At 71.6% G+C, this 23,365-nt stretch carries 20 protein-coding genes; 5 read left to right on the forward strand and 15 right to left on the reverse strand.

Translation table 11 applies throughout. The annotated features are described in order from the left end of the window. Window positions 1-56: 56 nt before the first annotated feature. Window positions 57-2,279, forward strand: a complete 2,223-nt coding sequence (locus ACIOD2_RS03600; protein WP_400533864.1) for a glycoside hydrolase family 15 protein — start codon at window positions 57-59, stop codon at window positions 2,277-2,279. Here ACIOD2_RS03600 and ACIOD2_RS03605 read toward each other — a convergent pair. The 5 genes from ACIOD2_RS03605 to ACIOD2_RS03625 form a co-directional block, all read right to left on the reverse strand. After that, entirely contained in the window at window positions 2,267-3,136 is an 870-nt protein-coding gene (locus tag ACIOD2_RS03605; RefSeq protein WP_400533867.1) for a hypothetical protein, read from the reverse strand. The two genes, ACIOD2_RS03600 and ACIOD2_RS03605, sit on opposite strands and share 13 nt — an antisense overlap. Continuing rightward, window positions 3,133-4,458, reverse strand: a complete 1,326-nt coding sequence (locus ACIOD2_RS03610) for a hypothetical protein (RefSeq protein WP_400533869.1) — start codon at window positions 4,456-4,458, stop codon at window positions 3,133-3,135. The genes ACIOD2_RS03605 and ACIOD2_RS03610 overlap by 4 nt, the downstream gene beginning before the upstream one ends. Next, window positions 4,451-4,756 carry a DUF6403 family protein gene (locus ACIOD2_RS03615; protein ID WP_400533871.1) on the reverse strand — a complete coding sequence of 102 codons (306 nt, stop codon included), beginning with the start codon at window positions 4,754-4,756 and terminating at the stop codon, window positions 4,451-4,453. The genes ACIOD2_RS03610 and ACIOD2_RS03615 overlap by 8 nt, the downstream gene beginning before the upstream one ends. Before the next feature lie 388 nt (window positions 4,757-5,144). Further along, a complete protein-coding gene (locus ACIOD2_RS03620; RefSeq protein WP_400533874.1) occupies window positions 5,145-6,014 on the reverse strand; it encodes a hypothetical protein in 870 nt (289 codons plus the stop codon). Further along, window positions 6,011-7,012, reverse strand: coding sequence for an SPFH domain-containing protein (locus tag ACIOD2_RS03625; RefSeq protein ID WP_400533877.1), 1,002 nt, complete (start codon window positions 7,010-7,012; stop codon window positions 6,011-6,013). Before ACIOD2_RS03625 ends, ACIOD2_RS03620 begins: the two co-directional genes overlap by 4 nt. A gap of 84 nt (window positions 7,013-7,096) precedes the next feature. Between ACIOD2_RS03625 and ACIOD2_RS03630 the strand changes: the two genes are divergently transcribed. After that, a complete protein-coding gene (locus ACIOD2_RS03630) occupies window positions 7,097-7,774 on the forward strand; it encodes an NUDIX hydrolase (RefSeq protein ID WP_400533879.1) in 678 nt (225 codons plus the stop codon). 28 nt (window positions 7,775-7,802) lie between these two features. Beyond that, window positions 7,803-8,588, forward strand: a complete 786-nt coding sequence (locus ACIOD2_RS03635; RefSeq protein WP_400533882.1) for a class I SAM-dependent methyltransferase — start codon at window positions 7,803-7,805, stop codon at window positions 8,586-8,588. A gap of 121 nt (window positions 8,589-8,709) precedes the next feature. Here ACIOD2_RS03635 and ACIOD2_RS03640 read toward each other — a convergent pair whose 3' ends face one another. Next, window positions 8,710-9,855, reverse strand: a complete 1,146-nt coding sequence (locus tag ACIOD2_RS03640) for an FAD-dependent monooxygenase (RefSeq protein WP_400533885.1) — start codon at window positions 9,853-9,855, stop codon at window positions 8,710-8,712. A gap of 90 nt (window positions 9,856-9,945) precedes the next feature. Here ACIOD2_RS03640 and ACIOD2_RS03645 point away from each other — a divergent pair, with 90 nt between their 5' ends. Beyond that, window positions 9,946-10,635 (forward strand): TetR family transcriptional regulator, encoded by a 690-nt coding sequence (locus ACIOD2_RS03645; RefSeq protein WP_400533888.1) that lies wholly within the window; start codon window positions 9,946-9,948, stop codon window positions 10,633-10,635. Window positions 10,636-11,244: 609 nt separating this feature from the next. Here ACIOD2_RS03645 and ACIOD2_RS03650 read toward each other — a convergent pair. The 7 genes from ACIOD2_RS03650 to ACIOD2_RS03680 all read right to left on the reverse strand — a co-directional run bounded on the left by ACIOD2_RS03650 (window position 11,245) and on the right by ACIOD2_RS03680 (window position 20,346). After that, a complete protein-coding gene (locus ACIOD2_RS03650; protein WP_400533891.1) occupies window positions 11,245-11,856 on the reverse strand; it encodes a hypothetical protein in 612 nt (203 codons plus the stop codon). A 60-nt stretch (window positions 11,857-11,916) separates the two neighbouring features. After that, the gene (locus tag ACIOD2_RS03655) at window positions 11,917-14,715 is read right to left on the reverse strand and encodes a glycoside hydrolase family 2 TIM barrel-domain containing protein (protein ID WP_400533894.1); all 2,799 of its coding nucleotides are present in this window, start codon (window positions 14,713-14,715) and stop codon (window positions 11,917-11,919) included. A gap of 9 nt (window positions 14,716-14,724) precedes the next feature. Then, window positions 14,725-15,552 carry a carbohydrate ABC transporter permease gene (locus tag ACIOD2_RS03660; RefSeq protein ID WP_400533897.1) on the reverse strand — a complete coding sequence of 276 codons (828 nt, stop codon included), beginning with the start codon at window positions 15,550-15,552 and terminating at the stop codon, window positions 14,725-14,727. After that, window positions 15,549-16,487: a carbohydrate ABC transporter permease gene (locus ACIOD2_RS03665; RefSeq protein WP_400533900.1), complete on the reverse strand. Its 939-nt coding sequence runs from the start codon at window positions 16,485-16,487 to the stop codon at window positions 15,549-15,551. The genes ACIOD2_RS03660 and ACIOD2_RS03665 overlap by 4 nt, the downstream gene beginning before the upstream one ends. Further along, a complete protein-coding gene (locus tag ACIOD2_RS03670; protein WP_400533903.1) occupies window positions 16,487-17,764 on the reverse strand; it encodes an ABC transporter substrate-binding protein in 1,278 nt (425 codons plus the stop codon). Before ACIOD2_RS03670 ends, ACIOD2_RS03665 begins: the two co-directional genes overlap by 1 nt. A gap of 89 nt (window positions 17,765-17,853) precedes the next feature. Then, window positions 17,854-18,852, reverse strand: a complete 999-nt coding sequence (locus ACIOD2_RS03675; protein ID WP_400533905.1) for a LacI family DNA-binding transcriptional regulator — start codon at window positions 18,850-18,852, stop codon at window positions 17,854-17,856. 102 nt (window positions 18,853-18,954) lie between these two features. Beyond that, window positions 18,955-20,346, reverse strand: coding sequence for an amino acid permease (locus ACIOD2_RS03680; protein WP_400533908.1), 1,392 nt, complete (start codon window positions 20,344-20,346; stop codon window positions 18,955-18,957). A 169-nt stretch (window positions 20,347-20,515) separates the two neighbouring features. On the opposite strand from ACIOD2_RS03680, the gene ACIOD2_RS03685 reads away from it, so the two are divergent. Then, window positions 20,516-21,418, forward strand: a complete 903-nt coding sequence (locus tag ACIOD2_RS03685) for a glutaminase (RefSeq protein ID WP_400533910.1) — start codon at window positions 20,516-20,518, stop codon at window positions 21,416-21,418. Here ACIOD2_RS03685 and ACIOD2_RS03690 read toward each other — a convergent pair. After that, window positions 21,415-22,032: a transcriptional regulator gene (locus ACIOD2_RS03690; protein WP_400533913.1), complete on the reverse strand. Its 618-nt coding sequence runs from the start codon at window positions 22,030-22,032 to the stop codon at window positions 21,415-21,417. The genes ACIOD2_RS03685 and ACIOD2_RS03690 overlap by 4 nt on opposite strands. Next, window positions 22,029-23,138, reverse strand: a complete 1,110-nt coding sequence (locus ACIOD2_RS03695) for a pyridoxal-phosphate dependent enzyme (RefSeq protein ID WP_400533916.1) — start codon at window positions 23,136-23,138, stop codon at window positions 22,029-22,031. Before ACIOD2_RS03695 ends, ACIOD2_RS03690 begins: the two co-directional genes overlap by 4 nt. Window positions 23,139-23,365 lie beyond the last annotated feature (227 nt).

A 23,365-nucleotide genomic window follows, 5' to 3' on the forward strand; every position in this document is an offset into this window, starting at 1 on the left:
GCCCCAATATGTTGCGGCCCGCAACATATTGACGACAACGACGTCGGAGGGTCCCGATGAACAGGTGGAAAGCCGTCCTGGCCTGCGCCGGAGCGAGTCTGCTGCTCGCTGGCGCGGTGCCCGGAACGGCGCTGGCGAGCGGCACGGCGACCGACTGCTGCGGCGGTGGTGCGTCCTGGGCCACGGGGAACAAGTCCGCCCTCGGCACCTCGACGACGACGGCGAGCCCGGTGTGGTTCACCGTGGCGAACGGCGTCACGTCGGAGGTGTTCTACCCGCGTGCCGACGTGCCGAACATGCAGGACCGCCAGTTCGTCGTCACCGACGGCGCCACCTTCGTCGACCTGGAACGCGACGCCACGAACCACGTCGTCACGATGCCCGACGAGAAGGCGCTGCAGTACACCGTCACCAACACCGCCAAGAGCGGCAAGTACCGGATCACCACCGACTACGTCACCGACCCGGCCCGCGCCACACTCGTCACGAACACCCGGTTCCAGTCCCTCGACGGCGGCAGCTACCGGCTCTACCTCCTGGCCAACCCGTCGATGGCCGGCGGCGGCGCCAACGACAACGCCTGGTGGGACGGCAGCGGCCTGATGGCGAGCGGCACCGAGACGCTCTTCGGCGGCGCGGCCACCACCGTCGTCTCGGCCATGCGCGTCTCGACCGGTTTCACCGCGCACGACAACGGTTACAGCGGTGCGGGCAGCGACTGCCTGACCGACCTGCGCGCCGACAGGACCCTGAACAACCAGTTCGACAACGTCTCCGGCACCGGCAACGTCGTCCAATGTGGACAGATTCCCGTCGGCACGGACACCACGTTCACCGTCGCCCTCGGCTACGGCGACACCGCGGCCGCCGCGTCTTCGGCGGCCAGCGGGTCGCTGAGCAGCGGGTTCAGCGCGTTGTCAACGTCCTACCGCAGCGGCTGGAATTCCTATGTGGGCGGTCTGAAACCCGCTCCCGCCAGCGTTTCCGGGGACACCCAACGGCGTCGCGCCTACTACGTCGCGGCCATGGCGCTCAAATCCGCCGAGGACAAACAGCATCCGGGCGCGAGCGTCGCCGGCCTGGCGACCCCGTGGGGTGACTACACCAACGGCGACCAGCTCAACGACGGTTACCACCGCGTCTGGGGCCGCGACCTCTACCAGCAGGCGACCGGCCTGCTCGCCGCCGGTGACAGCGCGCAGGCCAAGCGGATGGCCCAGTTCCTCTGGAACTCCCAGTGGATCGGCAGCCCGACCGCCGGTGACGGCGTGACGTACCCGGCGGGCTCGTTCCCGCGCTACAGCCCGGTTTTCGGCGTCGCCGGGGCCAGCGCCCAGCAACTCGGCTGCTGCGAACAGCTCGACCAGGACGCCGACGCGATCCTGCTGGCCTGGCTGACCGGCGTCACCGACGCCTCGACCTACGCCAAGGTCAAGACGACGGCCAACCACATCGTCGCGACCGGCCCGGACACCACCGAGCGGTGGGAGGAGCAGTACGGCAAGTCGCCGTCCTCGATCGCCGCCGAGATCGCCGGGCTCGTCGCCGCGGGCGCGATCGCGCGGGCCAACGGCGACACCGCGAGCGCGACGTCGTGGGAGTCCACAGCGGACTCGTGGCGCAACTCCCTGGCGGGCTGGACGGTCACGACGTCCGGCTACTGGGGCGGCCACACCTACTACGAACGCCTCGACCGCAGCGGCAACCCGAACGACACCGGCACGATCTGCTTCGACGAGGGCTGCTTCTACGAGCACGACGTCACCGACTTCGGGTTCCTCGACCTGGTCCGGCTCGGCATCCGCCCGGCCGGTGACGCCACCATCGCGAACTCGGTCGCCCCGACGGCGGCCGCGTCCGACGGCAACTCGACCGTGCAGGTGACCTTGCCCAACGGCGACATCTACTTCCACCGCTACGCCCACGACAACTACGGCGAGAGCACGGCGAACTGCACGGGCTGGCCCGCGGGCGGCGCGCAGCGGTTCGGGCGGCTGTGGCCGGTGCTTTCGGGGGAGCGCGGCCAGTACGAGCTGGCCAACGGACGCTCGGCGGCGGTCTACCTCAAGTCGATGGCGGACTCGGCCAACGACGGTTATTTCGTCCCCGAGCAGGTCTGGGACCGTGCGGACGCCGGCTGCTTCGGCCTCGGCCGCCCGACCGGCAGCGCGGGCCCGCTGATGTGGGCCGAAGGCCAGTACCTCCGGCTCGCGCAGAGCATGGACGCGGGCCACAACCTCGACACACCGTCGATCGTGAAGGCCCGCTACGGTACCTGAGTGCCCAGCTTCCGGGCCCGGGTCAGCAGTTTCTCGACCCGGTCCCGCAGCTCGGGCGTCTCCCGGCCGAGGTCAGGCAGCAGGTTCGCGTAGTCCGACACGAGACTCCGGTAGCCCCGGGTGAACTTGTTCGCGCCCTTCTGGCGCGCGTACCGCTTGTCCAGGTCGATGATCTCCTGGGCCAGCACCGCGGCGGCCGCCGACAGCTCGGTCCGCTCGTCGGCTTCGGCGTCCCGGCGTTCGCGCCGCGCCGCCGACGTCCGCCCGGCCCGGCGGGCGGCGAGGTAGAGCGCCAACGATCCCAGGACCACCGCCGCCACCGAGGCGGAGGCGACCAGGTAGCGCGGCAGCGACGGGCTGACCGTGCGGCCACCGTCGGGGATCGCGCCGCTCTTCACCAGCAGGTCGTAGTTGACGACCATCACCTTCAGCGCGTCCACCGGCTGCCCGGTGAAGCCGTCGATGCCGTTGCCGATCATCGACTCCGCGACGACGGCCTTGCCGAAGTTCTCGTCCTCGCTCCCGGGCAGCCGCGAGCAGCCGTACTTCTCGTAGTCGTCGCCGTCGCGGCTGAGCATCACGGCGAGGGTGCCGTCGGCCGCGCTGCCCAGGCTGTCGCAGGCGTCGCTCAGGTCCGTGCCCGGCTGGAGGAACGCGACGGCGAGGCGCCGGTTGCCGATCACGCGTTCCGCGGCCGGCTGGTCGAGGGTGACGCCGGGCGCGACGTACACCGACGCCGACCGCAGCTGGCGGGCGACCGGACCGTCGAACACCCCCGCGGACCACACCGCCCAGCCCGCCAGCACGAGGCAGCCGAGCACGGCGATCCCGAACGCGGAACGGAAAAAGCGCTTCACGCGAGCCTCCCCTGCAGGTACTCGGCGGGCCGGTAGTCCGGGCGGCCCAGCAACCCGGCCGTGGTGTCCAAATCGGACTCGGCCGCGTCGAGCAGGCCGTGCACGTGCTTGTCCGGCAGCTTCTTGCCGAAGGCCTCCCGGGCCGCCGTGAGCTGGGTGATCCCGCGGGTCAGCGACGCGGACGACGCGCCGTCGGTGAGCCCCGAGATCTCGACGGCGAGCGCGGTCAGCCCGGCCAGGCGCGCCGGCACACCGGCTCCGGAGGGACGGCCCGGCCGCACCATCCGGCGGGCCGAGAGGGCGAGGAACCCGACCGCGCAGGCGGCGAACAGCCACGGCAGCGCGGGCAGCGCGACCCGCAGCGGGTCGAACGGGGTGTAGGGCAGCGGGCGGTCGAACAACCCGGCGTAGCGGATGGCCGTGACCCGGTCGAGCCAGGCGCCGAGCACGTTGTGCTGCGGGTAGGCGTACGTGCTGAGGCGGTCGCCGAACTGGCCGTAGAAGCTCGCGGTCGCGACGTCGGCGAACGCGGCCGCCGACGGCCCGTCGTACTCGACCCACTGGCCGTACAGCACGACGATCGGACGGCCGGGGAACTCCTTCGCGAGCGCCGGTCCGAAGTGGACAAGCGGCTGACCGGCCGGCTGCTGCGGCAGGGCGACGTACAGCGGCTGTGCCCCGGGGAACGCGGCCGTCGTCGCGGGCGGGTCCTTGAGGTTCGCGCCCGGGGCGATGTACCGGCCGCCGGCGCGGAGTGCCGCGGTGACGTCGGCGAGCTCGCCGGCCGTCGGGTCGCGCCGGGCGAGGGCGGGCTGGTCCGGCGCGTCCGGCTGGTGGTTCAGGTGGGCGGCGAGCGTGGTCAGCGACTCCGTGACGTCACCGGTGGCGAACTCGCGCAGCCACTCGGACGCGCGGTCGGGCGAGGCCTGCAACGCCCCGCCGGTGACCTCGGTGCCGATGACCTGGACGGTCGCGTCCTCGACGTCCTTCACGCGGGTGCGCGCGTCCTCCGGCAGCCCGGGTGGCGCCACGATCACGCGGACCCCGGCGCTGCCGGCCGCGGCCTTCACCGCCTGGTCGTCCCAGGTCGCGATCGCGCCCGGCAGCCGGACGACGGGGGAGTCCTTGACCATCGCCGTCAGCTGCTCGGCCGACGGGACAGTCGCCCCGCTCAGCTCCCCGGCCGAACCCTCGGGGATCGGGTCCTTCGCCGCGGGCGCCTGCCCGTAACTGACGTCGGTGCTCTGCTGCTGCACCAGGAGGAACGTGACGAGCACGGCGCCGGCGACGGCGAGCAGGATCCAGCGAATCCGGTCAGCCACGGGCGGCCGCCTGCCAGAGCGCGTCGGCCCGCGCGGCGTGGTCGCGGGCGGTCTCGGCGGCCCGCGGCCCGCCGTGCGCGGCGGCGATGCTCTCGGCCTGGGCCAGCAGCTGCTCGGCTTCGGGCAGGGGAGCGGTGGCGGCGTCCCGGCTCACGGCGGCGCTGTCGATCGCCGCCCGCGCGGCCGACCACGCGGTCCGCGTACGCAGCTCCCGCTCCCGCCACCGCGGCACGGCGACCACCCCGAACCCGGCGGCGGCGATCACCACCACGCCGAGCACCCACACGAGCCACGTCATCCCGGTCACCTTCGATCCTCCGCGAGGAGATCATTCTGGCGGCCGCACCCCGCGAATGTGACAACGTTGCCGCATCGTGTCCCAGAAGATCACCGGACCAAGTGGACGAACGCCGCAGACCGGCACGCCCCCTCGGCGTGCCGGGCCCGGGTTGCTGCCATCGGACCGAGTGGACAGTCGTCGCGGACTGCTCGGGTCCGGCACGCCCCCTCGACGTGCCGGCCTCGGCCGCTGCCTTCGGACCGAGCGGCTGGTCCGGCACGCCCCCTCGGTGTGCCGGGCCTGACCGCCGTCACCGGTCCGAGTGGTCTGTCCTCACGTCCGGAACGAACGTCGCGGACTGCTCAGGTCCGGCACGCCCCCTCGGCGCGCCGGGCCCCGACCGCCGTCACCGGACCAAGTGGACGGTCTTCGCCGCCGGCACGAACGTCGCCGACTGGCCACGAGTGAGGGTGACGCTGTCCGACTCGAGTCCGTCGCCGAACGCGACCAGGCGGTCCGACTCCACCTCCACCGTCAGCGGCGCCGACGTCAGCTCGCCTTCGGTGTGCGCCGTCCCGGTCCACGGGGATGGCCACGCCTCCCGCACGAACCAGACCAGCCGGGTCTCGCCGGGCGCGGGCAGGCGCAGCGGGCTGCGGCGTTCCTGCCACACCGAGCCGCACCAGCCGGTCGCGCCCGTGCCCGTCCCGACCAGGATCCCCGACGACGCCTGCCGTTCCGGCGGCCCGCCACCGACCCCCAGCCGGTAGCGGGCCGTCTGGTGCCCGGCGTGCCCGAGGTAGATCTCGTTGAGCGCCAGCAGCCGCTGGCCGTCGTCCGAGGTCAGCTCGGCCATCGTCCGGTGTTCGACGTTCCCCGTGGCCCGCACCAGGTCCGCCACCGCGGCGGCCGGGTGGCGCACCAGCACCCCGGGTGCGCCCGGCGTGATCCCGACGACCGGCTGGCCGTCGAGGTACTTGGCGACGTTGGCGATCAGCCCGTCCTGCCCGACGACCACGACCACGTCCTCGGGCGTGAACAGGAACCGCGAGAGGTCGGCGCGTTCGACCTCGCCGCGGCGCCAGTCGAGCGGGATCGCCGCCGACGCCGTCGCCAGAGCCGCGCGCACGGCCGCGTCCGCCTCGGTGACTTCGGCCAGGTCACGGCCCCGCGTGCGCAGGAAGAACTCCGCCTGGCCGCGGGTGCCTTGCCGGGCGAGCAGCTCGTCCAGCTCGGTGCGCCGGTGCACCAGCACGACGCGCGGGGCGAGGCTCACGACCGCACGCCCAGCTTGGTCAGCAGCGGCGTGAGCAGGTCCGGCGTGAGCACCAGGCTGTCGATCCGCGGCAGGTTCCCGGCCAGCTCCTTGAGCGCCAGCCCGGTGAGCACGCCTTCCGGCAGATCGCGGTACGCCGCCAGCCGGGCCGCCTCGCCGGCCGCTTCGGCCTCGCCGAGAGCGCGAGTCCCGTCGGCCTTGACCTGCGTCAGACGTTCTTCCCGCGACGCCTGCGCCTCGGTGTCGATCCGGTTCGCCGCCGCGGCTTCTTCGGCCTGACGCCGGGCGTTGGCCCCGCGCTGCGCGAGCAACTGCTCCTCGCGGCGGGCCAGCTCGATCTTGCTCTGCAGCTCGTTTTCGCTGATCGCCCGCTCGCGTTCGACGGCCAGCGCGCGCCGCTCGAACGTCGCCCGGTCGGCCTCCTGCTGCACCTTCTCCCGCGCGGTCGTCTGCAGCGCCTTCTCGACCTCCGGCTCGGCGCGGATCGAGACGACGCGGACGTCGAGGACCGCCGAGCCGGTCTGGGAGAGGCGCGTGTCCTCGACGGCGAGCCCGGCCCGGATGCGGTCGCGGACCGCGCCGACGCCGTCGACGAGCGCGGTGGCCAGGGGAGTGCGGGTGAGCACCTCGACCGCGTACTGCTGGACGTTCTCGGTGAGCAGCCCGCTGATCTGGGCGAGCGGGTCGCTTCTCCAGCGCCCGGTGTCGGGGTCGATGGAGAAGTCGATCCGCTGCGCGGCCAGCGCCGGGTCCTCGATCCGGAAGGTCAGCGCGAGCTGGACGGTGACGTCCTGGAAGTCGGCCGTGCGGGCGTGGAACAGCAGCGGCAGCTCGCGGTCGTCGACCGGGACCTCCGAGACGACCGCGGTCAGCGGCCGGTACCAGAAGGACAGCCCGAGACCGTCGTGCGCGAGCTTGCCGCGGCGGTAGTGGCGGATGTGCACGGTGGGTGCGCCGCGCAGGTGCCGGAAGCCGAACCGGCGGTTGATGTCGGCCATGAGGTCCTCCTCTTATCGTCGAAGTGACGATATGACGCGAGAGGTCTAATCGTCAAGCTGACGATTAGCCGGTAGGGTAGTGGCATGGGTCACCCGCCGTTCGCCGTCACCGCCGACCTCGTCGTGCTCACCCTGACCGGGGAGGAGCTGTGCGCGCTCGTGGTCCGCAGGGGAGTGGAGCCGTTCCTCGGCGGCTGGGCGCTGCCCGGCGGCTTCGTCCGCGCCGACGAGGACCTCGAGGACGCCGCCCGCCGCGAACTGGCGGAGGAAACCGGTTTGCCGCCGGGCACCGTCCACATCGAACAGCTCGCCGGCTACGGCGCGCCGGACCGCGACCCGCGGATGCGCGTGGTGACGGTGGCCTACCTGGCGCTGGCCCCGGACCTCCCGGTGCCGCGAGCGGGCACCGACGCGGCGGAGGCGCGGTGGGCCCCGGTGCGTTCCCTGGCGGCCGAGCGGCTGGCGTTCGACCACGACCGGATCCTCGCGGACGGCATCGAGCGCGCCCGCGCGAAACTCGAGTACTCGCCGCTGGCGACGGCGTTCTGCCCGCCGGAGTTCACCGTCGCGGAGCTGCGGCGGGTGTACGAGCTGGTCTGGGACACGCGGCTCGACCCCCGCAACTTCCATCGCAAGGTGACCGGCGCCGACGGGCTGCTGGAGCCGACCGGCCGGACGACCACGCGCGACGGCGGCCGCCCGGCACAGCTGTACCGGCGGGGCGAGGCGGCGCTGCTGTACCCGCCGATGCTCCGCTCGTGAAGTTCAGCTCCGGCGTTAACTTGGTGAGGTGAGCGATGACGCCTGGGCCGGTCTGGCCGACAAGTTCGCCGACGAGGCCTACGCCACGGTGAAGGGCCACGTGCGCACCCACGTGCTGCACCAGCAGCTGCTCGAACACCTCCCGGCGCCGCCGGCGACGGTGCTCGACGTCGGCGGCGGCGCGGGTCACCAGTCGTTTCCGCTGGCCGAAGCGGGCTACGACGTGACGCTGCTCGATCCTTCACCCGCGATGCTGGACAAGGCGCGGCAACGCCTCGAACGGCTGCCCGCCGACGTTCAGCGGCGGGTGACGCTGCTGCGCGCCGACGGAGAGGCCGCCGGCGAGGCGGTCGGCGGCCGGCGCTTCGCCGCCGTGCTGTGCCACGGTGTCCTCGGCTACCTCGACGACCCCGGTCCGCTGCTCGACCAGCTGGCCGGGTGCGCCGAGCCCGGCGGCGTGGTCTCGATCATGACGGCCAACGGCCACGCGATGGCGGTCCGCCCGGCCATGGAACAGCGGTGGGCCGACGCCCTGGCGTCGTTCGACGCGACTGGCGAGATCGGGGTGCTGGGCGTGCCGGGCCGGGCCGACACGGTGGAGGAGCTCAGCGAGTCCCTGCGGAACCGGGGCGTCGAGCCGGTGAACTGGTACGGGGTCTGGCTGTTCGTCGACTGGCTCGAGTTCGGCGGGACGAAGCTGAACCTCGGCGACGCGGACCAGGTGGCGGCGGTGGAACTCGAGGCGAGCCGCCGGGACCCGTACCGCGGGCTGAGCCGCGTGTTTCACCTGGTGGGGCTCAGGGAATCGAGCTGACGACGCCGGCCGGACCCTGCACCTAGCGGCCTCTCCCCGCAGGCCGCCGCCACCGACTCCTCACCGCGCGCACGACCGGATTCGCCGCGGGATCCGCACCTCGCTTCGGGCGAGCGTGGCCCTAGGCGGCGCGCGCGGGCACCAGCCGCCGGGCCGCCGACACCAGCGGCAGCAGGCGCGTGCCCAGGTTGCGCGCCACCAGGCCTCGGCGCGTGGCCGGGATCAGCATGGCCGCGGCCGTCGAGACGTTGCGCTGCTTGGGTTCCACCAGCTTCCGGTGCGTGGCCTCGTATCGCCGGAACGCCGCCGCCGGGTCCTCCGGAGTCCGGGCCAGCTCGTTCGCCAGGGTGTAGCCACCCGCCATCGCCAAGGTCGAGCCGTCGCCGAAGAGGGAGACGCACGACGCCGCGTCGCCCGCCAGGACGATCCGGCCGGTCGCCCAGCTGTCCATCCGGACGCGGCTCACCGAGTCGAAGTAGAGGTCGTCCGCCGCGCGCGCCTGCTCCAGCAGCTCGGGGACCCGCCAGCCCGCGCCGGCGTACGCCTCGGTGAGCATTTCCTTGTGCCGTGCGGTGTCCCGGTAGTCGAACCCCGGCTCCTCGGCGCCGCGGAACATGAACGCGGCGATCCCGTGGCCGCGCGACGGGTGGACGGCGACCGCCCGGCCCGGCGAGTTGTACATGACCATCTCGGTGCGGTCGGCCGGCGGCTCGGCCAGCGGCATCGTCGCGATGTAGACGCCCATGTGCTCGACGAACGCGTGCTCCGGCCCGAACGCCAGCCGCCGCACGCCCGAATGCAGGCCGTCGGAGCCGATCACCAGATCGAAGCGCCGCGGGGCCCCTCGCTCGAAGGTGACGTCGACGCCGCCGTCGTCCTGGTGCAGCTCGGTGATCGAGTCGTGGAAGACGAACTCGGCGCGGTCGGCGGCGGCCTCGTACAGGATCGCCGCGAGATCCGTGCGCGACAGCTCGACGTCTTCGCTGCTGCCCAGCGCGTTCGTGGCCACGCGGCCGGTGCGGCGGCCCGCGTCGTCGACGAACTTCAGCGCCGTGACGTCGGTGCTCGCCTCGCGCAGCTTCGCGGTGATGCCCATTTCGGCCGCGACGTGCGCCGCGGGGCCGCGGACGTCGACCGGGCTGCCGCTCGAACGCAGGCCTCGGGCGCGTTCGACGACGGTCGGCCGGTAGCCCGCGCGGGCCAGCCAGTAGGCCAGCGTCGGCCCGGCGACGCCCGCGCCGGAGATCAGTACGGTCTGCTCGTTCATGGTGTACCCCCTGGATGAAGTTCCTGACCATCGGTCAGTCGTGACGGTACGCCACTGTCCAGCGGTCAGGCAAGCGGCTAGGCTCGGCGCATGACGGAGGCCGACACCCGCGCCCGGATCCTGCGCGCCGCGCTCGAGGAGTTCTCGGAGCGCGGCTACCACGCGACGTCGGTGCGTGAGCTGGCCGAACGCGTCGGGGTGACCAAGACCGCGGTGCTCTACCACTTCCCGGGCAAGGCCGACATCGTGACGGCGCTGGCCGAGCCGCTGCTCGCAGACCTCGAGGCGACGATGGAGAAGGCTGCGGCCGCCCCTGACCCGCGCGCCGCGGCGATCTCCGGTCTGCTCGACGTCTGGCTGGGGCACCGATACCTGCTGCGGATGAACCTGCGCGACCTGGGCCTGACGGCGTCGAAAGTGGTGTTCGAGCGGTTCCGCGACGGCATGCTGAAGGCGAACGTGCTGGTCGCGGGCCCGGACGCCGACCTGGCCGGCCAGGTCCGCGCGGCCCAGGCGATCGCGATGCTCAGCGACCCGGTGGTCCTGTTCGCCGACGCGCCCCTGGACGAGCTGAGAGCCGCGGTCCTGGACGGTGTGGCCCGCCTGTTCGGCACGCCGTCGCCGTCACGCGGCCGCCGCGGCCGGCCGAGTGTGATGAGCCCGGAGACGATCGAGGCCGCGCAACGCCTGTACGACGCGGGCCACTCGGCGGCCGACATCGCCACAGCACTGGGCGTCTCCCGTGCGACGATCTACCGCCACCTGCCGGACGCGGAGTAATGAGACGGCCGGGAGTGGGTTTTTGAGACAGCGCCAGGGCGCTGGGGTGCGATGTGGGCTTGGCCGGCGATGCGGCCGGAGACCGAGCCAGCGGTGCAATCCCTGCTCGAGCGCGCGGGCCAGACCTGCAGGTGGCTCTGGTCGGCTGCCGCCGTCGGCTCACCTGCCGGTGGCCGACGTCGCGACCTCGCGGAGCATGACCACCGGCGGGGCGCTCTGGATTCTGGGCGTGACACGCCAGTAAGCGGCCGCGGTCGATTCGGCCAGTGGCGGCCGACATCGCAGCCGCGTCGAGGGTCAATGCCGCCGAAGCGATGGAGGTGACTTGCCCTTGAGTGGCGGTCGCCGCCGATTCGATAACCCGCGGCCCGACATCGCAGCCGCGCCGAGAGTCACCGCCGCCGAAGCGATGGAGGTGACTTGCCCTTGAGTGGCGACCGCCGCCGACTCGACAACCGGCAGCCTGACATCGCGGCTGCGCCGAGAGTTTCCGCGACCGCCGCCGGAGCGATGGGCGTGACTTGCCCCTTGGGCTGCGGCCGCCGCCGACTCGCTACCCGCGGCCGACATCGTGTCCGCGAGGCGGAGTAATGAGACGACTTATGAGACTTATTGAGACTCAGGCTCCGCGGCAACCTCAATCGCCGGCAACGCGGAGAGCTGCTCAGGCGTCATCCGCTCGGCCGCGGTGAAGACCGTCTGCTGGTGCTCCTTGATCCGCTCGTCGACCAGGCGGCTCAGCTCGAAGGCCAGGCGCCCGGTCTGGCGGACCGTCACGTCGTCGACCAGCGGGCGCACGGCCGAGGTGATCACGATGCCCGCGGCCTGACCGGATTCGGTTTGTGAGACGCCGACCGAATAGTCCTCGCGCGGGTTGACCGGGCCGTCGATCGAGAAGTCGCGGATCCGGCCGAGCAGCTCGTGCCACTCGGCGATCTCGCCCGGCACCTCGGTGGCCTTGACGTCCTCCACGGTCAGGCCCATGCCGCGGTCACCGGTGCGGAAGCAGCGCGCGTAGGAGTTCAGCGCGGACACCCACAGCGATTCGATCAGCACGGCGTCGAGCCGCGCCGGGGGCCGTTCCAGCTCGGCCACCAGCCGTTCGCAGCACTTCAGGGTGAACTGGAGGTCGTCGAAGATCGCGACGAGGTCGGCCAGGCCCAGCGCACCGGGGGTCGCCAGCAGCCGGGCGCTCGAAGGGGCGGTCGTGGGCTGGGTCATCCGGGACGCTCCTGTCGGTCTGAGCCTCCACCACACCGCATCCGGAGCGCCCCGGCGGTCTCAATTTGCGACACCGAACCGCAGGGTGAACTCCGTCTTCTGCGCCACCAGCCGGTACCGCGGCAGCACCCCCGGCCCGCAGGACGCCGAGCCGAGGCCGTGCTGGGCGACGTCCAGGGTCAGGTGGACCAGGTCGCTCGCGTGCAGGTCCGGCGTGTGCCGGGCGGCTTCCAGGTCGGCCGACGTCCAGCGGCGGGCCGTGAAGTCGAACGCCGGGTCGCCGTCGACGCGGATGCCGGTGCCTTCCGCGTCGGTCAGGCGCAGCCAGCGGGCGTCCGCGCGGTTGCCGTTCTCCTGCGGGAAGACGTACGGCGTCTGCAGCCCGTCGACACTGCGGGAGAACCGCCCGATCCGCGCCGCCTGGCGGCTGTCCGGGTACGCCTCACCGGGGCCGGCGCCGAACCACTCGGCCGTGCCGAGCGCCCCCGGGACCGCCATCGCCAGGCCGAGCCGGGGGAGGGTGCCCTCCAGGCCGTCGGGCGTGATCTCGACGCGCAGCTGCAACCCGTCCCCGAGAGCCGTCCACGTGTAGTCCGTGAGCAGCCCGGACGCCAAAGCCGGCGGCGCGACCCGGGTGCGGACGACCAGTTCGTCGCCATCGGCGTCGACGGTGATCACCCGGTGCTGCAGCCGGTGCAGCCCCGCTTCGCGCCACTGAGCGGCCGACTCGGCGCGGTCGTTGTCCGTGGTCGCCCGCCAGACGTCCAGCCGCGGCCCCTGCACCGGGTGGCCGCCGAGTGAGGTCAGGCGGCCGGTCACCGGGTCGAACTCGCCGATGCCGAGCAGCAGGCGGCCGGCGGTGCGGAACACCGGGCCGCGCCGCGCCGGACGCTCGGCCACCCGCGCGGGCGACACCGGCAGCTGACCCCAGCCGACGACGTGCCCGGCTGGTGCCCAGGACGAAGGCGACGTCAGCGACGCCGAAACCGTCAGCCACGACTCGCCTCCGGTCGCGGGCAACCGCGGGAACGGCACCGAAGAACTCTGTCCGGATTGGACGGTCGGGACGTCAAGAACGCCGTCCGCGACGGCGATCCCCTCGTCCTCCAAGACCCAGGTGAACGTCAGGTGCGCGGTGCTCACGACGTCGTAGTGGTTCGACACCCGGATCCCGTCGGCACCGGCCTCGATCCGGACCGGCTCGATGATCTTGGCGTACTCCAGGAGCCCCGGTGACGGCGTCCGGTCCGGGAAGACGAGCCCGTCGATGACGAAGTTGCCGTCGTGGATCGGCTCACCGAAGTCGCCGCCGTAGGCGAAGTGGTCCCCGGCGGCCAGCCCGTGGTCGAGCCACTCCCAGACGAACCCGCCCTGGCAGTTCGGGTACCGCTCGAACAGCTCCCGGTACTCCAGCAGCCCGCCCGGGCCGTTGCCCATCGCGTGCCCGTACTCGCAGAGCAGGAACGGCAGGTCACGCCGCCGCTCGTTCGGATCGGAGCGAAGCCCGATCGACTCGACCTCGGCGTGGGAGGCGTACATCCGGCTGTGGACGTCCACATAGGAGCACTCGTGGTCACCCTCGTAGTGCACCGGCCGGGTCGGGTCGCGGTGGCGCGTCCACTCGGCCATCCGCTCGAGGTTGGGCCCGGTGTGGCTCTCGTTGCCCAGCGACCAGAGGATCACGCTCGGCCGGTTCTTGTCCCGCTCGACCGTGCGCCGCATCCGGTCGAGGTAGGCGTCGGCCCACATCGGCTCGGCGCTCGGGTTGCCCCGCCACTCCAGCGGCCCGAAACCGTGGGTCTCCAGGTCGCACTCGTCGATCACCCACAGGCCGTACTCGTCGCACAGCTCGAGGAACGCCGGGTCCGGCGGGTAGTGGCTGGTGCGGACGGCGTTCACGTTGTGCCGCTTCATGAGCAGGACGTCGGCCAGCGCGACGTCACGAGGCACGGCCCGGCCGGTCCGCGGGTGGTGCTCGTGCCGGTTCACCCCGCGCAGCAGCAGCCGCCGTCCGTTGACCTTGAGCTGACCGCCGTCGATGGTGACGGTCCGGAAGCCGATCCGCACCGGCACCCGTTCGGCCACAGTGGACAGCTCACCGGCGTACAGCCGCGGTGACTCCGCGCTCCACGGTTCGACCGGCAGCTCCAGCGGTACCCCGGCCGGGTGACCCGACACCCCCAACTCGGGGATGCTCAGCACCGCGCCGGGCACGGTCTCGACGCGGACCGTGCCCAGGCCGGTCTGGTGGTCGTAGTCCGCGCGGAGCCAGTAGTCCTCGATCCCGCCCTCCGGCCGCGCGAGCAGGGTGACGTCGCGGAAGATCCCGGACAGCCACCACATGTCCTGGTCCTCGAGGTAGCTGCCCGCCGACCACTGGTGCACGCGCACGGTCAGGACGTTGTCCCGCGGCCGCAGCAGCGGACCGACCTCGAACTCCGAGGGCAGGCGGCTGCCCTTGGTGACGCCGAGTTCGACATCGTTGAGCCAGATCCGCGCGCACGAGTCGATCCCGTCGAAGCGCAGCACCGCGGGCCCGGCGGGCCACGCCGCGGGCAGGTCGAAGTGCCGCCGGTGGTCGCCGGCCGGGTTGTCCGACGGCACGTGCGGCGGGTCGACCGGGAACGGGTAGTGCACGTTCGTGTAGGCGGGTTGGCCGTACCCGTGCAGCTGCCACATCGAGGGCACCGGCAGCTCGTCCCACGCCGAGTCGTCGAAGTCGTCGCTTTCGAAACCGATAGTGGAAGAGAGCCGGAACCGCCAGGTGCCGCTCAGCGAGAGCGACGCGGCGTCGGAGGCGAAGGCCGCGCGCGGGGGCAGCGAACCGTAACCGGGGCCCGGGTCTTCGACGTACGACATGGAGTCCTTTCAGCCCTTCAGGGCGCCGGCGGCGATGTTGCGGATGAAGTGGCGGGCGCCGAACAGGAACACGATGATCAGCGGCACGATCGCCACGAGCGTGCCCGCCATGACGACGCTGTAGTCCTTGACGTACAGGCTGTTCAGCTGCGAGAGCGCGACCTGCAGCGTCACGTGGTTCGAGTCGATCAGCACGACCAGCGGCCAGAGGTAGTCGTTCCAGGCGTTGACGAAGGTGAAGATCCCGAGGAACGCCAGCGCCGGGCGCAGCACCGGCAGCGCGACCGTCAGGTACGTCCGGAAGAAGCCGCAGCCGTCGATCCGCGCCGCTTCCAGCAGCTCGTCCGCGATGGCGGTCTGCGCGTACTGCCGCATCCAGAAGATGCCGAACGCGTTGGCCGCGGCGGGCACGATCAGCGCCTTGAGGTCACCGACCCAGCCCAGGTGCGCCATGATCGTGAACTGCGGGATCGCCGAAAGCTGCGTCGGCACCACGAACGTCGCCAGCACGATGCCGAACAGCAGCGAGCTGCCGGGGAAGCGGTACTTGGCGAAGGTGAACGCGGCGAGGGAGTCGAAGAACAGCACCAGCAGCGTCGTCACGATCGCGACGACCAGGGTGTTGAGCAGCGAGCCGAAGAAGTCGATCTTCGCGAAGACCTGGCCGACGTTGTGGAAGAACTCGCCGCCGAACGCCCAGGTCGGCGGGGACGAGTAGATGTCGGCGGTGGTGTTGGAGGCCATCACCACGAGCCAGTAGTAGGGGAACAGCGTGATGAGCGCGCCCAGCGTGAGGGCGGTGTAGGTGACGATCCGGCCGGCGCGCGTGGTGGTCATCGGCCCGCCTTGAGGAAGCCGGGGCGCTGGATCAGCCGCCAGTTGAGGATCGCGAACAGCACGACCACCACGAAGATGCCCCACGCGATCGCCGCGCCGTACCCGAAGTCGTTGTTCACGAAGGCGTTGTTGTAGAAGTAGAGCACCATGGTCATGCCCGCCTCGTCCGGTCCGCCGCGGTTGCCGAGCAGGATCTGCGACTCGGTGAAGATCTGCAGCCCGCTGATCGCCGACATCACCATGGAGAACAGCAGCACCGGGCGCAGCAACGGCAAGGTGATCCGGAAGAACGTCCGGACCGGCCCGGCGCCGTCGACCTTCGCGGCTTCGTAGACGTCGGACGGGAGGGCCTGCAGCCCGGCCAGGAAGATGATCGCGTTGTACCCCACCCACCGCCAGACGATCATGATCGAGATCGCGACACGGATCGCCCACGGATCGGTCAGCCACGGCACCGGGTTGATGCCGACCAGGCCGAGGAACCAGTTGAGGATGCCGAACTCGCTGCTGAAGATCGAGCCGAAGACCAGCGACATCGCCACGATCGACGTGACGTTCGGCAGGAAGTAGGCGACCCGGAACACCCCCTTGAACCGGATCGAGGAGTGCAGCCCGACGGCGATGAGCAGGGCCAGCGCGGTCATCGGGATGGTCGACATCACCCAGATGACCAGGGTGTTGCCGATCGAGTCCCAGAACGTCGGGTCGCTGACCAGGAACTCGAAGTTGCCGAGTCCTACGAAGGTCATCGGCCCGACGCCGTCCCAGCGTTGCAGCGCCAGGAACAGCGAGTACAGCACCGGGTAGAGCCCGAACACGGCGAACAGCACGAAGAACGGCGCCACGGCCAGGTACTGCGGCAGGTAGCGCCAGCGTTTCCGGCGCGTCGGAACCGGTGTCAGGACCGGTGTGGCGGGCCGGGTGAGCGTCGCCATCAGAGCACCCCCTGCCGGGTCAGCAGCCGTTCGACGGTCCGGCGGGCGTCGTCCCACGCCTGCCCGGGATCCTTTCCGGCCAGTTCGACGTTGGTCAGCTCGTCGGTATACGTGTCGCTGATCGCGATGTCCCACGGGCTGAAGTAGGCGGGCTTCACCTCGCGCGCGGCCTTGCCCAGCACGGACATCGTGGCCTGGCCGCCGAAGAACGGTTCCGGCGCCAGCAGGCGCGGGTCGTCGAAGGCGGCCGGGCTGGTCGGGAACAGCCCGGCTTCGAGGTAGGAACGCGGCTGGTTCTCCGGGGAGAGCAGCCAGCGGACGACCTCGTACGCGCGGTCCGGGCGGGGGCAGTACTTCGTGATCGCCAGGAACGAGCCGCCCTGGTTGCCCGCGCCGCCCGGGCTGCGGCAGACGCGCCACTTCCCGGCCGTGTCCGGCGCGGACTTCTTGAGCTCGCCGACGATCCAGGACGCGTTGACGAAGCTCAGCTCCTTGCCGGAGTTCCACGCGGCGTGCCGCTCGACCGAGCTGCCGGGGTCCTGCGAACCGGCGTACCCCGCGGTGAGCCCGAAGCGGAACGCCGTCAGCGCGCGGTCCCAGGCGCGGCGCACCTGGGGCGCGTCGCCCAGGTAGGTGTTGCCCGGCTTGAAGTACTTCACCGGCTCCTGCGCCATCGAGTACGTGTAGACGGTCTTCGTGTCGGTGATCAGGTGCCGGCCGGGCAGTTTCTCCTGCAGCCGGCGGCCGAAGTCGAAGTAGGCGTCCCAGGTGGGCACCGCGGCGGCGACGTCGTCCGGTTCACTGGGGAAGCCGGCCTGGGCGAACAGGTCGTGCCGGTAGTAGAGCGCGGCCGGGCCGATGTCGATCGGGAAGCCGAGCTGGAACCCGTCGGGCGCCGTCCCGGCCTGCCACTTCCACGGCAGGTACTGGTCCTTGACGGTGTCCGCACCGAAGTTCCGCAGGTCGGCGAAGCGATCGCTGTCGGCGAAGTAGGTCGCGATGTCGTCGCCGAGCATCGTGATGTCCGGCAGGTACGCCTCACCCGAGAGCGCGGCCAGCAGCCGCTGCTTGAGCTGGCCGCTGACCTGGGACGGGTAGAGCTCGCCGAACCGCCCCTGGGCGTCGGCGACGACCTGGTCGGCGAGCCCGCCGCTGGTGTACCAGAGCGTGAGCTTGCCGGGGTTGGCGGTGGTCGGGCTCGTGCAGGAAGCGGCGGACCCGAGCGCCGCCACGCCCAGCCCCGCCGCCGTCAGGAAGCTACGTCGAGTCAGCGTCATCGAGGACCCTTCGGCTGCCCGTGAACGCTCCCGTGAACGTTCACGAATTGCCCGGAAGTGTGCGTCCGGTGGATCTCGCTGTCAAGAGATCAGGCGGATTCGCGCAGGTGAAGGGCGGCGCGGACGACCAGCCGGCCGGGTTCGGCCGCCCCGGTCGCCAGCCGCGCGGCCTCCTCGACGGCCAGTGTGCCGAGCGAGCGCGTGTCGAGCGCGACGCTGGAGAGCTCCGGCTCGACCAGGGTGCCGAGCGCGAGCCCGTCGAAGCCGATGACGGCGAGGTCGGCGGGCACCCGCAGGCCGAACCGGCGGGCCTCGCGCAGGGCGCCGATGGCGATGACGTCGTTGAAGGCGAAGACGGCGGTGACCTCGGGGTGCGCGGCCAGCAGGCCGGCCAGGGCGGCACCACCGCCGTCGACGGTCTGGGCGGCCCGGGTGATCCAGCCGGGCTCCACGGCGAGCCCGTGCTCGGCGACCGCCCGGAGGAACCACTGCTGCCGGACGCTGGGCTCGGGCCGGCGGTCGTGGTCGAGCATGCCGATCCGCCGGTGCCCGCGTGAGACGAGGTGGGCGATCGCCTCCCGGACGCCCTCTTCGCCGTCGATGCCGATCCCGCTGAACCGGGGTGTGCGTGGCTCGCGGCCGACGAGGACGACCGGGATGCCCGGGGTGAGCCGGTCGAGGTCCTCTTCGGACCGGCTGAAGTAGCCGACGACCGCGTCGACCTGGGCGCCGATCACCTGCAGCGTCGCGAGCTCCTGCTCGAGGTCGTCGGCGGTGTCGTAGACGACGACGTGCCAGCCGCGGGAGCGGGCCGCCTCCAGTGCGCCGGAGGCGACCTCGGTGAAGAACGGGTTGAGCAGGTCGGGCACCACCAGGCCGACGGTCGTGGTGTCCTGCCGGACCAGGCCGCGGGCGAAGCGGCTCGGGCGGTAGCCGAGCTCACGGGCGGCGTCGAGGACCCGTTGCTTGGTGGAGCCGTCGATCTCGGCCTTGTCGTTGAGCGCGCGCGAGACGGTCTGCCGCGAGACGCCGGCCGAGCGCGCGACGTCGTGGATCGTCACCCGCCGGGGTTCCGTGCTCGAAGACACCGCGCACCTCCTGTTCGGAGGTCCGAGTATGCCCGCCGGAACGCGTGAAGGCCTCCTCGAGGCTCGGGGTTGCCGTCGAGGAGGCCTTCACTCACCCGGCCGCTATTCGGCCGGGACGCGTTCGCGGCGCTTCGAGATGACCCGCCAGCCCACCGCGAGGACGATCGCCAGCACCGGGATCGAGTAGAACGCGATCTTCTCGGCGCCGTCGGAGAAGCCCATCAGCACCACCACCAGGGCCAGGAACGCGAGTGTCGCCCAGCCGCTGTAGGGCGCCCACGGCATCCGGTACGACGGCCGTTCCACCTCGCCGCGCATCGCTGCCTGGCGCAGCCGCATCTGGCAGAAGATCAGCGTGGCCCAGGTCGTGATCACGCCCAGGGACGCGATCGCGATGGCGATGTCGAACGCCTCCTTCGGCACCAGGTAGTTCAGCACCACGCCGAGCAGGTAGGCGATCGAGGTGAACATGATGCCGCCGTAGGGCACGTGCCGGCTGTTCATCCGGCCGACGAACGCCGGCGCCTCGCCCTTGTCGGCCAGCGAGCGCAGGATGCGGCCGGTGGAGTAGAGCCCGGAGTTGACGCTCGAGAGCGCCGCGGTCAGCACGACGGCGTTCATCACGTCGCCGATGCCCGGGATGCCGAGGCGGCTGAACACCGTGACGAACGGGCTCTCGTCGCCGTTGTAGAACGGCCAGGGCAGCAGCATCGCCAGCATCAGCACGGAACCGACGTAGAAGACGCCGATCCGCCAGACGACGCTGTTGATGGCCTTCGGCAGGATCTTGCGGGCGTCCTTGGTCTCGCCGGCGGCGATGCCGACGACCTCGATGGCCGAGTAGGCGAAGATGACCGCCTGCAGCGTCATCAGCGCGACGCCGATGCCGGCCGGGAAGAATCCACTGTGGTCGGTCAGGTTGTGCACGCCGGCCGGGGTGCCGCCGATGTCGGCGCTGGTGAACACCAGCCCGAGCGCGGTGATCAGGAAGACCACGATGGCCAGCACCTTGACCACCGAGAACCAGAACTCCAGCTCGCCGAACAGCTTCACCGACAGCAGGTTCACGGCCAGCAGCACGCCGAGGGCGACCAGGGCGGTGATCCACTGGGGGACGTCCGGCAGCCACTTGTGGACGTAGATCGCGACCGCGGTGATCTCCGCGATCCCGGTCATCGCCCAGTTGACCCAGTACATCCAGCCGGAGGCGAATCCGGCCCACGGGCCGATGAACTTCCGGGCGTAGGTGACGAAACTGCCGGAGCTCGGCTCGTGCAGCACGAGCTCGCCGAGCGCGCGCATCACGAAGTAGGCGGCCACCCCGCAGATCGCGTAGGAGAAGATCAGCGACGGGCCGACCTGGTGGAGCTTGCCGCCGGCGCCGAGGAACAGCCCGACACCGATCGCGCCGCCGATGGCGATCATCTGCACTTGGCGGTTGCCGAGCGCTTTCGAGTAGCTTTCACCTTTTTCGGTGAGCAGCGAGGAATCCATGGTTGCCAGACGCTAGAGCGTTAGCCGCAAGTGACCAAGCACACTAAGGAAGACTTAAGGTGTGCGAGAGATCACCTTGGTGGTTTTCCCAGTATCTCCCGTTTCGATTTGACAAGATCATCGGCGACCCCGGTGACCGCGCGCGAGGCCGGGCTTCTACGCTACGGCCGTGGATCTCGCGGCGCTGCTGGACCGGATCGCCGACGACGTCGCGCCCGAGGTCGGCCGCGGCGCCGTCGCGGACTACATCCCCGCCCTGGCCCGGGTCCGGCCGGGGTTCGGCATCGCGGTGGCCGATGTGGACGGTGCCGTGCACGGCGCGGGCGACTGGCTGCGGCCGTTCTCGGTGCAGAGCATGTCGAAGGTCTTCACCCTCGCGCTGGTGCTCGCCCGCGGTGACGACGTCTGGACGCGCGTCGGCCGCGAACCGTCCGGCGACCCGTTCAACTCCCTGGTGCAGCTGGAACACGAGGACGGCATCCCGCGCAACCCGTTCATCAACGCGGGCGCCCTGGTGGTGACCGACGAGCTCACCTGCCACGGCGACGCGGTGGGCGCGCTGCTGGCGTTCCTGCGCACGGAAAGCGGCCGCGCGGACATCGACGTCGACGCCGAGGTGGCCGCGTCCGAGGCCGGGCACGCCGACCGCAACCGCGCGCTCGCGTACTTCATGGCCTCCTACGGCAACATGCGGAACCCGGTACCGTCCGTTTTGGACCAGTACGTCCGCCAGTGCTCGATCGCGATGTCCTGCCGGGACGTCGCCCGCTCGGCGCTGTTCCTGGCCCGCCACGGAATCCGCAACGACGGCACCCGGCTGCTCGGGCTCAGCTCGGCGAAGCGGATCAACGCGGTGATGCTGACGTGCGGTACGTACGACGCGGCGGGCGAGTTCGCCTACCGCGTCGGCCTCCCGGGCAAGAGCGGCGTCGGCGGCGGAATCGTCGCGATCGTCCCGGGCCGCTGCGCGGTCTGCGTCTGGAGCCCGGGCTTGGACGCGCGCGGCAACTCGGTGGCGGGTGTCGCGGCCTTGGACCGGTTCACGACGTTGACCGGCTGGTCGGTGTTCTAACGCAGGTAGTTGTAGACGCTCGCCCGGGAGATCCCGAGCAGCTCGGTCAGCGCGGGCACCGCGTTCTTCAGCTCCAGGAACCCGCGGGCCTTCAGCAACCGGACGAGGTCCTTCTTCCCGGTCGCGGGCAGGGTGAGCGGGGTGTGGCCGCGCTCGGCCGCGTAGTCCTCGACCAGCGCACGCAGGTCGTCGGCCGTGCGGGCCTGGAGGGTCTCGGTCAGGGGCGCCGGGTCGTCGGTGCGGGTGAGGCGGGTCAGGGCGTGGGCGGCCGAGCCCAGCAGGGAGACGTCGAGGTTGAGGCACAGCGCCGCGACGTACTCGCCGTCGCGATTGCGGATGCCGATCGACGTGCTCTTCGCCGGGCGGCCGTCGGCGAAGCGGTTCGGGTAGTTCTGCAGCACGTCGGGGAAGCCCGGGTCGGCGATGCGCGCCAGGCCCAGCTCCGTCGCCGGGTCGCCGACGGCCCGCCCGGACAGGCCGCCTTCGATCGCGCGCACCGCGTGGGCCGGGTCGCGCAGGTCGTGCAGCACGACCTCGCACAACCCCGGGAACATCCGCCCGACCGCGTGCGCGATCTTCTCCGCCTCTCGCAACAGCAGCTCGTCCTCGGTCATCCGAGCAGCTCCCGCAGCTTGCCGGGCGCCTTCAGCCCGGAGCCGGTGAGCACGACGACGGTGGTCTCACCCGGCCGGATCGCCCGGCGTTCGCGGAACACGTCGATCGCGGCGGCGGCGCTCGCGCTGGTCGGCTCGGCGTAGAGGCCGAGGGCCGCGAGCCGCCGGGCGGCCGCGGCGATGGCGTCCTCTTCGACGGCGGCCGTGTCACCGCCCGAGCGCCGGATCGCCGCGATGACCTCCGGAAGCCGGATCGGGTGCCGGATCGCGGTGCCCTCGGCGACGGTCGGGGCGAACGGCGGCGGCTGCCGGTCGTGGAACGCCGCGTCGATCGGGGAGCAGTTGCGGGGCTGCGCGACGAGCAGACGCGGCCGTCGCGCGATCGAACCGGCGGCCAGCAGCTCGCCGAACCCGAGGTCGAGGCCCAGCACGATGCTGCCCGCGCCGGCGACCGTGACGACGGCGTCCGGCACGCGGAATCCCAGGTCCTCCCACAGCTCGTAGGCGAGGGTCTTGGTGCCCTGCAGGAAGAACGGGTGCCAGTTGTGGCTGGCGTACGTCGTGGTCGCCGACCGCCGGACCGCCTCGGCGGCGGTGTCGTCGCGGGTGCCGGGCACCAGTTCCACGGTCGCGCCGTACGCGCGGGTCTGCAGGACCTTCGCGGCCGACGTCCCCTCGGGCGCCAGCACGGTCGCCGCGATCCCGGCCGCGGCGCTGTAGGCCGAGACGGACGAGCCGCCGTTGCCCGAGCTGTCCTCCAGTAGCTCCGTGACACCGGCCCCGGCCAGGGCCGCCACCATGACGCTGGACCCGCGGTCCTTGAAGCTGCCGGTCGGGCTGAACCACTCGAGCTTGAACCGGACCTCGGCGTCGCCCCACGGCCGCGGGACCAGGGGAGTGCAGCCCTCGCCGAGCGAGAGCGGGCGCAGGTCGCCGGGCAGGGCGGCGCGGTAGCGCCAGAGCGACCGGACCCCGGTGTCGACGTCGCCGGGGGCCAGGCCGGGCAGCGGCGCGACGGTGAGCGGGGCGCCGTCGTCACCCCGCCAGCGCAGCGGGTCACCCGGGTAGCGCGTCCCCGAGCGCTCGTCGGCGTACCAGTACTCCACGGCACCTCCATGCTTGGACAGTGCGTCCAAGGGTAGACGATGTGTCCACCGTTACCGACGGGTATGCGAAATGTTTTCAGCTTTTTCTCAGGAAAGATCCGTAACGCGCGCGGCGAGAATTTCGATCTAGGCCGCCCGGTGGCCGGTACTCGGAGATACCGAAGGTGCCTGGTCGAATACCGGGAGTCGCCCAGGTCGCCGGGCTGTCCGACGTCGGGCTCGCCGTC

It is taken from the genome of Amycolatopsis sp. NPDC088138 (assembly GCF_044741685.1).
Classification (GTDB): domain Bacteria; phylum Actinomycetota; class Actinomycetes; order Mycobacteriales; family Pseudonocardiaceae; genus Amycolatopsis.

What these genes read in the sequence shown, in the direction of transcription:
- ACIOD2_RS03665 (WP_400533900.1), bottom strand. Translation starts at nt 16,487, where the DNA reads ATGGCGACGCTCACCCGGCCCGCCACACCGGTCCTGACACCGGTTCCG.
- ACIOD2_RS03645 (WP_400533888.1), top strand. Translation starts at nt 9,946, where the DNA reads ATGACGGAGGCCGACACCCGCGCCCGGATCCTGCGCGCCGCGCTCGAG.
- ACIOD2_RS03670 (WP_400533903.1), bottom strand. Translation starts at nt 17,764, where the DNA reads ATGACGCTGACTCGACGTAGCTTCCTGACGGCGGCGGGGCTGGGCGTG.
- ACIOD2_RS03615 (WP_400533871.1), bottom strand. Translation starts at nt 4,756, where the DNA reads ATGACGTGGCTCGTGTGGGTGCTCGGCGTGGTGGTGATCGCCGCCGCC.
- ACIOD2_RS03640 (WP_400533885.1), bottom strand. Translation starts at nt 9,855, where the DNA reads ATGAACGAGCAGACCGTACTGATCTCCGGCGCGGGCGTCGCCGGGCCG.
- ACIOD2_RS03690 (WP_400533913.1), bottom strand. Translation starts at nt 22,032, where the DNA reads ATGACCGAGGACGAGCTGCTGTTGCGAGAGGCGGAGAAGATCGCGCAC.
- ACIOD2_RS03655 (WP_400533894.1), bottom strand. Translation starts at nt 14,715, where the DNA reads ATGTCGTACGTCGAAGACCCGGGCCCCGGTTACGGTTCGCTGCCCCCG.
- ACIOD2_RS03625 (WP_400533877.1), bottom strand. Translation starts at nt 7,012, where the DNA reads ATGGCCGACATCAACCGCCGGTTCGGCTTCCGGCACCTGCGCGGCGCA.
- ACIOD2_RS03680 (WP_400533908.1), bottom strand. Translation starts at nt 20,346, where the DNA reads ATGGATTCCTCGCTGCTCACCGAAAAAGGTGAAAGCTACTCGAAAGCG.
- ACIOD2_RS03600 (WP_400533864.1), top strand. Translation starts at nt 57, where the DNA reads ATGAACAGGTGGAAAGCCGTCCTGGCCTGCGCCGGAGCGAGTCTGCTG.
- ACIOD2_RS03630 (WP_400533879.1), top strand. Translation starts at nt 7,097, where the DNA reads ATGGGTCACCCGCCGTTCGCCGTCACCGCCGACCTCGTCGTGCTCACC.
- ACIOD2_RS03660 (WP_400533897.1), bottom strand. Translation starts at nt 15,552, where the DNA reads ATGACCACCACGCGCGCCGGCCGGATCGTCACCTACACCGCCCTCACG.
- ACIOD2_RS03650 (WP_400533891.1), bottom strand. Translation starts at nt 11,856, where the DNA reads ATGACCCAGCCCACGACCGCCCCTTCGAGCGCCCGGCTGCTGGCGACC.